Below are 5,513 nucleotides of genomic sequence, written 5' to 3'. Positions count from 1 at the left end.
GGCAAAACTGCGTAACCGTCTTCTCGTTCTCTAAAAACCATTTTTCGTCCCCTTCGGGGCGGTGGTCTATAGTGTTATTAATATCAAGTTGGGGGAGCACATTGTAGCATTGTGCCAATTCATCCATTAACTTCTCAGTAACAGATACAAACTCATCACGAACGTCAGAAGCAGCCTTATGGCCGTCAACATACATATCACCATTATCGAACTCAACGCCCTGCATACGAAAAGACAGAATCTCTTCCAAGAGCTTGATGCGGTTATCCATCTGCTTATGGAAGCCAAGCATTGGGGATTGAGAAAGAGTAGAAATGCCACAAGCCTCAATAGCAGGTTTAAGAGCCTCGATACGCTCAAAGTCAAAATAATCAGCGTGACATTCAGAAGGGTAATAAGAACGAACCATAAAAAAGCCTCCAAGATTTGGAGGCATGAAAACATACAATTGGGAGGGTGTCAATCCTGACGGTTATTTCCTAGACAAATTAGAGCCAATACCATCAGCTTTACCGTCTTTCCAGAAATTGTTCCAAGTATCGGCAACAGCTTTATCAATACCATGAAAAATATCAACCACACCAGAAGCAGCATCAGTGACGACATTAGAAATATCCTTTGCAGTAGCGCCAATATGAGAAGAGCCATACCGCTGATTCTGCGTTTGCTGATGAACTAAGTCAACCTCAGCACTAACCTTGCGAGTCATTTCTTTGATTTGGTCATTGGTAAAATACTGACCAGCCGTTTGAGCTTGAGTAAGCATTTGGCGCATAATCTCGGAAACCTGCTGTTGCTTGGAAAGATTGGTGTTTTCCATAATAGACGCAACGCGAGCAGTAGACTCCTTCTGTTGATAAGCAAGCATCTCATTTTGTGCATATACCTGGTCTTTCGTATTCTGGCGTGAAGTCGCCGACTGAATGCCAGCAATCTCTTTTTGAGTCTCATTTTGCATCTCGGCAATCTCTTTCTGATTGTCCAGTTGCATTTTAGTAAGCTCTTTTTGATTCTCAAATCCGGCGTCAACCATACCAGCAGAGGAAGCATCAGCACCAGCACGCTCCCAAGCATTAAGCTCAGGAAATGCAGCAGCAAGATAATCACGAGTATCCTTTCCTTTATCAGCGGCAGACTTGCCACCAAGTCCAACCAAATCAAGCAACTTATCAGAAACGGCAGAAGTGCCAGCCTGCAACGTACCTTCAAGAAGTCCTTTACCAGCTTTAGCCATAGCACCAGAAACAAAACTAGGGACGGCCTCATCAGGGTTAGGAACATTAGAGCCTTGAATGGCAGATTTAATACCAGCATCACCCATGCCTACAGTATTGTTATCGGTAGCAAGCACATCACCTTGAATGCCACCGGAGGCGGCTTTTTGACCGCCTCCAAACAATTTAGACATGGCGCCACCAGCAAGAGCAGAAGCAATACCGCCAGCAATAGCACCAAACATAAATCACCTCACTTAAGTGGCTGGAGACAAATAATCTCTTTAATAACCTGATTCAGCGAAACCAATCCGCGGCATTTAGTAGCGGTAAAGTTAGACCAAACCATGAAACCAACATAAACATTATTGCCCGGCGTACGGGGAAGGACGTCAATAGTCACACAGTCCTTGACGGTATAATAACCACCATCATGGCGACCATCCAAAGGATAAACATCATAGGCAGTCGGGAGGGTAGTCGGAACCGAAGAAGACTCAAAGCGAACCAAACAGGCAAAAAATTTAGGGTCGGCATCAAAAGCAATATCAGCACCAACAGAAACAACCTGATTAGCGGCGTTGACAGATGTATCCATCTGAATGCAATGAAGAAAACCACCATTACCAGCATTAACCGTCAAACTATCAAAATATAACGTTGACGATGTAGCTTTAGGTGTCTGTAAAACAGGTGCCGAAGAAGCTGGAGTAACAGAAGTGAGAACCAGCTTATCAGAAAAAAAGTTTGAATTATGGCGAGAAATAAAAGTCTGAAACATGATTAAACTCCTAAGCAGAAAACCTACCGCGCTTCGCTTGGTCAACCCCTCAGCGGCAAAAATTAAAATTTTTACCGCTTCGGCGTTATAACCTCACACTCAATCTTTTATCACGAAGTCATGATTGAATCGCGAGTGGTCGGCAGATTGCGATAAACGGTCACATTAAATTTAACCTGACTATTCCACTGCAACAACTGAACGGACTGGAAACACTGGTCATAATCATGGTGGCGAATAAGTACGCGTTCTTGCAAATCACCAGAAGGCGGTTCCTGAATGAATGGGAAGCCTTCAAGAAGGTGATAAGCAGGAGAAACATACGAAGGCGCATAACGATACCACTGACCCTCAGCAATCTTAAACTTCTTAGACGAATCACCAGAACGGAAAACATCCTTCATAGAAATTTCACGCGGCGGCAAGTTGCCATACAAAACAGGGTCGCCAGCAATATCGGTATAAGTCAAAGCACCTTTAGCGTTAAGGTACTGAATCTCTTTAGTCGCAGTAGGCGGAAAACGAACAAGCGCAAGAGTAAACATAGTGCCATGCTCAGGAACAAAGAAACGCGGCACAGAATGTTTATAGGTCTGTTGAACACGACCAGAAAACTGGCCTAACGACGTTTGGTCAGTTCCATCAACATCATAGCCAGATGCCCAGAGATTAGAGCGCATGACAAGTAAAGGACGGTTGTCAGCGTCATAAGAGGTTTTACCTCCAAATGAAGAAATAACATCATGGTAACGCTGCATGAAGTAATCACGTTCTTGGTCAGTATGCAAATTAGCATAAGCAGCTTGCAGACCCATAATGTCAATAGATGTGGTAGAAGTCGTCATTTGGCGAGAAAGCTCAGTCTCAGGAGGAAGCGGAGCAGTCCAAATGTTTTTGAGATGGCAGCAACGGAAACCATAACGAGCATCATCTTGATTAAGCTCATTAGGGTTAGCCTCGGTACGGTCAGGCATCCACGGCGCTTTAAAATAGTTGTTATAGATATTCAAATAACCCTGAAACAAATGCTTAGGGATTTTATTGGTATCAGGGTTAATCGTGCCAAGAAAAGCGGCATGGTCAATATAACCAGTAGTGTTAACAGTCGGGAGAGGAGTGGCATTAACACCATCCTTCATGAACTTAATCCACTGTTCACCATAAACGTGACGATGAGGGACATAAAAAGTAAAAATGTCTACAGTAGAGTCAATAGCAAGGCCACGACGCAATGGAGAAAGACGGAGAGCGCCAACGGCGTCCATCTCGAAGGAGTCGCCAGCGATAACCGGAGTAGTTGAAATGGTAATAAGACGACCAATCTGACCAGCAAGGAAGCCAAGATGGGAAAGGTCATGCGGCATACGCTCGGCGCCAGTTTGAATATTAGACATAATTTATCCTCAAGTAAGGGGCCGAAGCCCCTGCAATTAAAATTGTTGACCACCTACATACCAAAGACGAGCGCCTTTACGCTTGCCTTTAGTACCTCGCAACGGCTGCGGACGACCAGGGCGAGCGCCAGAACGTTTTTTACCTTTAGACATTACATCACTCCTTCTGCACGTAATTTTTGACGCACGTTTTCTTCTGCGTCAGTAAGAACGTCAGTGTTTCCTGCGCGTACACGCAAGGTAAACGCGAACAATTCAGCGGCTTTAACCGGACGCTCGACGCCATTAATAATGTTTTCCGTAAATTCAGCGCCTTCCATGATGAGACAGGCCGTTTGAATGTTGACGGGATGAACATAATAAGCAATGACGGCAGCAATAAACTCAACAGGAGCAGGAAAGCGAGGGTATCCTACAAAGTCCAGCGTACCATAAACGCAAGCCTCAACGCAGCGACGAGCACGAGAGCGGTCAGTAGCAATCCAAACTTTGTTACTCGTCAGAAAATCGAAATCATCTTCGGTTAAATCCAAAACGGCAGAAGCCTGAATGAGCTTAATAGAGGCCAAAGCGGTCTGGAAACGTACGGATTGTTCAGTAACTTGACTCATGATTTCTTACCTATTAGTGGTTGAACAGCATCGGACTCAGATAGTAATCCACGCTCTTTTAAAATGTCAACAAGAGAATCTCTACCATGAACAAAATGTGACTCATATCTAAACCAGTCCTTGACGAACGTGCCAAGCATATTAAGCCACTTCTCCTCATCCAACGCGTCAGTTTTTGACAGAATCGTTAGTTGATGGCGAAAGGTCGCAAAGTAAGAGCTTCTCGAGCTGCGCAAGGATAGGTCGAATTTTCTCATTTTCCGCCAGCAGTCCACTTCGATTTAATTCGTAAACAAGCAGTAGTAATTCCTGCTTTATCAAGATAATTTTTCGACTCATCAGAAATATCCGAAAGTGTTAACTTCTGCGTCATGGAAGCGATAAAACTCTGCAGGTTGGATACGCCAATCATTTTTATCGAAGCGCGCATAAATTTGAGCAGATTTGTCGTCACAGGTTGCGCCGCCAAAACGTCGGCTACAGTAACTTTTCCCAGCCTCAATCTCATCTCTCTTTTTGCGTTCTGCTTCAATATCTGGTTGAACGGCGTCGCGTCGTAACCCAGCTTGGTAAGTTGGATTAAGCACTCCGTGGACAGATTTGTCATTGTGAGCATTTTCATCCCGAAGTTGCGGCTCATTCTGATTCTGAACAGCTTCTTGGGAAGTAGCGACAGCTTGGTTTTTAGTGAGTTGTTCCATTCTTTAGCTCCTAGACCTTTAGCAGCAAGGTCCATATCTGACTTTTTGTTAACGTATTTAGCCACATAGAAACCAACAGCCATATAACTGGTAGCTTTAAGCGGCTCACCTTTAGCATCAACAGGCCACAACCAACCAGAACGTGAAAAAGCGTCCTGCGTGTAGCGAACTGCGATGGGCATACTGTAACCATAAGGCCACGTATTTTGCAAGCTATTTAACTGGCGGCGATTGCGTACCCGACGACCAAAATTAGGGTCAACGCTACCTGTAGGAAGTGTCCGCATAAAGTGCACCGCATGGAAATGAAGACGGCCATTAGCTGTACCATACTCAGGCACACAAAAATACTGATAGCAGTCGGCGTGTGAATCATTAGCCTTGCGACCCTCGGCAGCAAGAACCATACGACCAATATCACGAAAATAGTCACGCAAAGCATTGGGATTATCATAAAACGCCTCTAATCGGTCGTCAGCCAACGTGAGAGTGTCAAAAACGATAAACCAACCATCAGCATGAGCCTGTCGCATTGCATTCATCAAACGCTGAATAGCAAAGCCTCTACGCGATTTCATAGTGGAGGCCTCCAGCAATCTTGAACACTCATCCTTAATACCTTTCTTTTTGGGGTAATTATACTCATCGCGAATATCCTTAAGAGGGCGTTCAGCAGCCAGCTTGCGGCAAAACTGCGTAACCGTCTTCTCGTTCTCTAAAAACCATTTTTCGTCCCCTTCGGGGCGGTGGTCTATAGTGTTATTAATATCAAGTTGGGGGAGCACATTGTAGCATTGTGCCAATTCATCCAT

At 44.7% G+C, this 5,513-nt stretch carries 9 protein-coding genes; all 9 read right to left on the bottom strand.

Annotated features, from left to right (window positions below):
* The coding region (locus PAND9192_RS21035) for a replication endonuclease (protein ID WP_002037788.1) at positions 1 to 409 on the bottom strand (409 nt) is incomplete at its 3' end.
* 63 nt (positions 410 to 472) lie between these two features.
* A complete protein-coding gene (locus PAND9192_RS21030; RefSeq protein ID WP_000466547.1) occupies positions 473 to 1,459 on the bottom strand; it encodes a Minor spike protein in 987 nt (328 codons plus the stop codon).
* Positions 1,460 to 1,467: 8 nt separating this feature from the next.
* Positions 1,468 to 1,995: a hypothetical protein gene (locus tag PAND9192_RS21025; RefSeq protein ID WP_000487867.1), complete on the bottom strand. Its 528-nt coding sequence runs from the start codon at positions 1,993 to 1,995 to the stop codon at positions 1,468 to 1,470.
* 110 nt (positions 1,996 to 2,105) lie between these two features.
* Positions 2,106 to 3,389: a major capsid protein gene (locus PAND9192_RS21020; RefSeq protein WP_000065572.1), complete on the bottom strand. Its 1,284-nt coding sequence runs from the start codon at positions 3,387 to 3,389 to the stop codon at positions 2,106 to 2,108.
* A gap of 36 nt (positions 3,390 to 3,425) precedes the next feature.
* The gene (locus tag PAND9192_RS21015; RefSeq protein ID WP_000033471.1) at positions 3,426 to 3,542 is read right to left on the bottom strand and encodes a phage DNA packaging protein J; all 117 of its coding nucleotides are present in this window, start codon (positions 3,540 to 3,542) and stop codon (positions 3,426 to 3,428) included.
* Positions 3,542 to 4,000: a scaffolding protein D gene (locus PAND9192_RS21010; protein WP_000084700.1), complete on the bottom strand. Its 459-nt coding sequence runs from the start codon at positions 3,998 to 4,000 to the stop codon at positions 3,542 to 3,544. Before PAND9192_RS21010 ends, PAND9192_RS21015 begins: the two co-directional genes overlap by 1 nt.
* Positions 3,997 to 4,236, bottom strand: a complete 240-nt coding sequence (locus tag PAND9192_RS21005) for a phage DNA packaging protein C (protein ID WP_016670801.1) — start codon at positions 4,234 to 4,236, stop codon at positions 3,997 to 3,999. The genes PAND9192_RS21010 and PAND9192_RS21005 overlap by 4 nt, the downstream gene beginning before the upstream one ends.
* A complete protein-coding gene (locus tag PAND9192_RS21000; protein WP_435988044.1) occupies positions 4,169 to 4,321 on the bottom strand; it encodes a hypothetical protein in 153 nt (50 codons plus the stop codon). Before PAND9192_RS21000 ends, PAND9192_RS21005 begins: the two co-directional genes overlap by 68 nt.
* Positions 4,254 to 5,513: replication endonuclease (locus PAND9192_RS20995; protein WP_001451563.1), on the bottom strand; the 1,260-nt coding region annotated here is incomplete at its 5' end. The genes PAND9192_RS20995 and PAND9192_RS21000, both read right to left, overlap by 68 nt.

The organism is Photobacterium andalusiense (genome assembly GCF_900185625.1).
Lineage (GTDB): Bacteria > Pseudomonadota > Gammaproteobacteria > Enterobacterales > Vibrionaceae > Photobacterium > Photobacterium aquimaris.
The sequence above is the reverse complement of the archived record's forward strand: the minus strand, read 5'-3'. Positions and strand labels throughout refer to the sequence as shown.

Coding starts and splice junctions, on each gene's coding strand:
- PAND9192_RS21030 (WP_000466547.1), bottom strand. CDS start 1,459: ATGTTTGGTGCTATTGCTGGCGGTATTGCTTCTGCTCTTGCTGGTGGC.
- PAND9192_RS21025 (WP_000487867.1), bottom strand. CDS start 1,995: ATGTTTCAGACTTTTATTTCTCGCCATAATTCAAACTTTTTTTCTGAT.
- PAND9192_RS21020 (WP_000065572.1), bottom strand. CDS start 3,389: ATGTCTAATATTCAAACTGGCGCCGAGCGTATGCCGCATGACCTTTCC.
- PAND9192_RS21015 (WP_000033471.1), bottom strand. CDS start 3,542: ATGTCTAAAGGTAAAAAACGTTCTGGCGCTCGCCCTGGTCGTCCGCAG.
- PAND9192_RS21010 (WP_000084700.1), bottom strand. CDS start 4,000: ATGAGTCAAGTTACTGAACAATCCGTACGTTTCCAGACCGCTTTGGCC.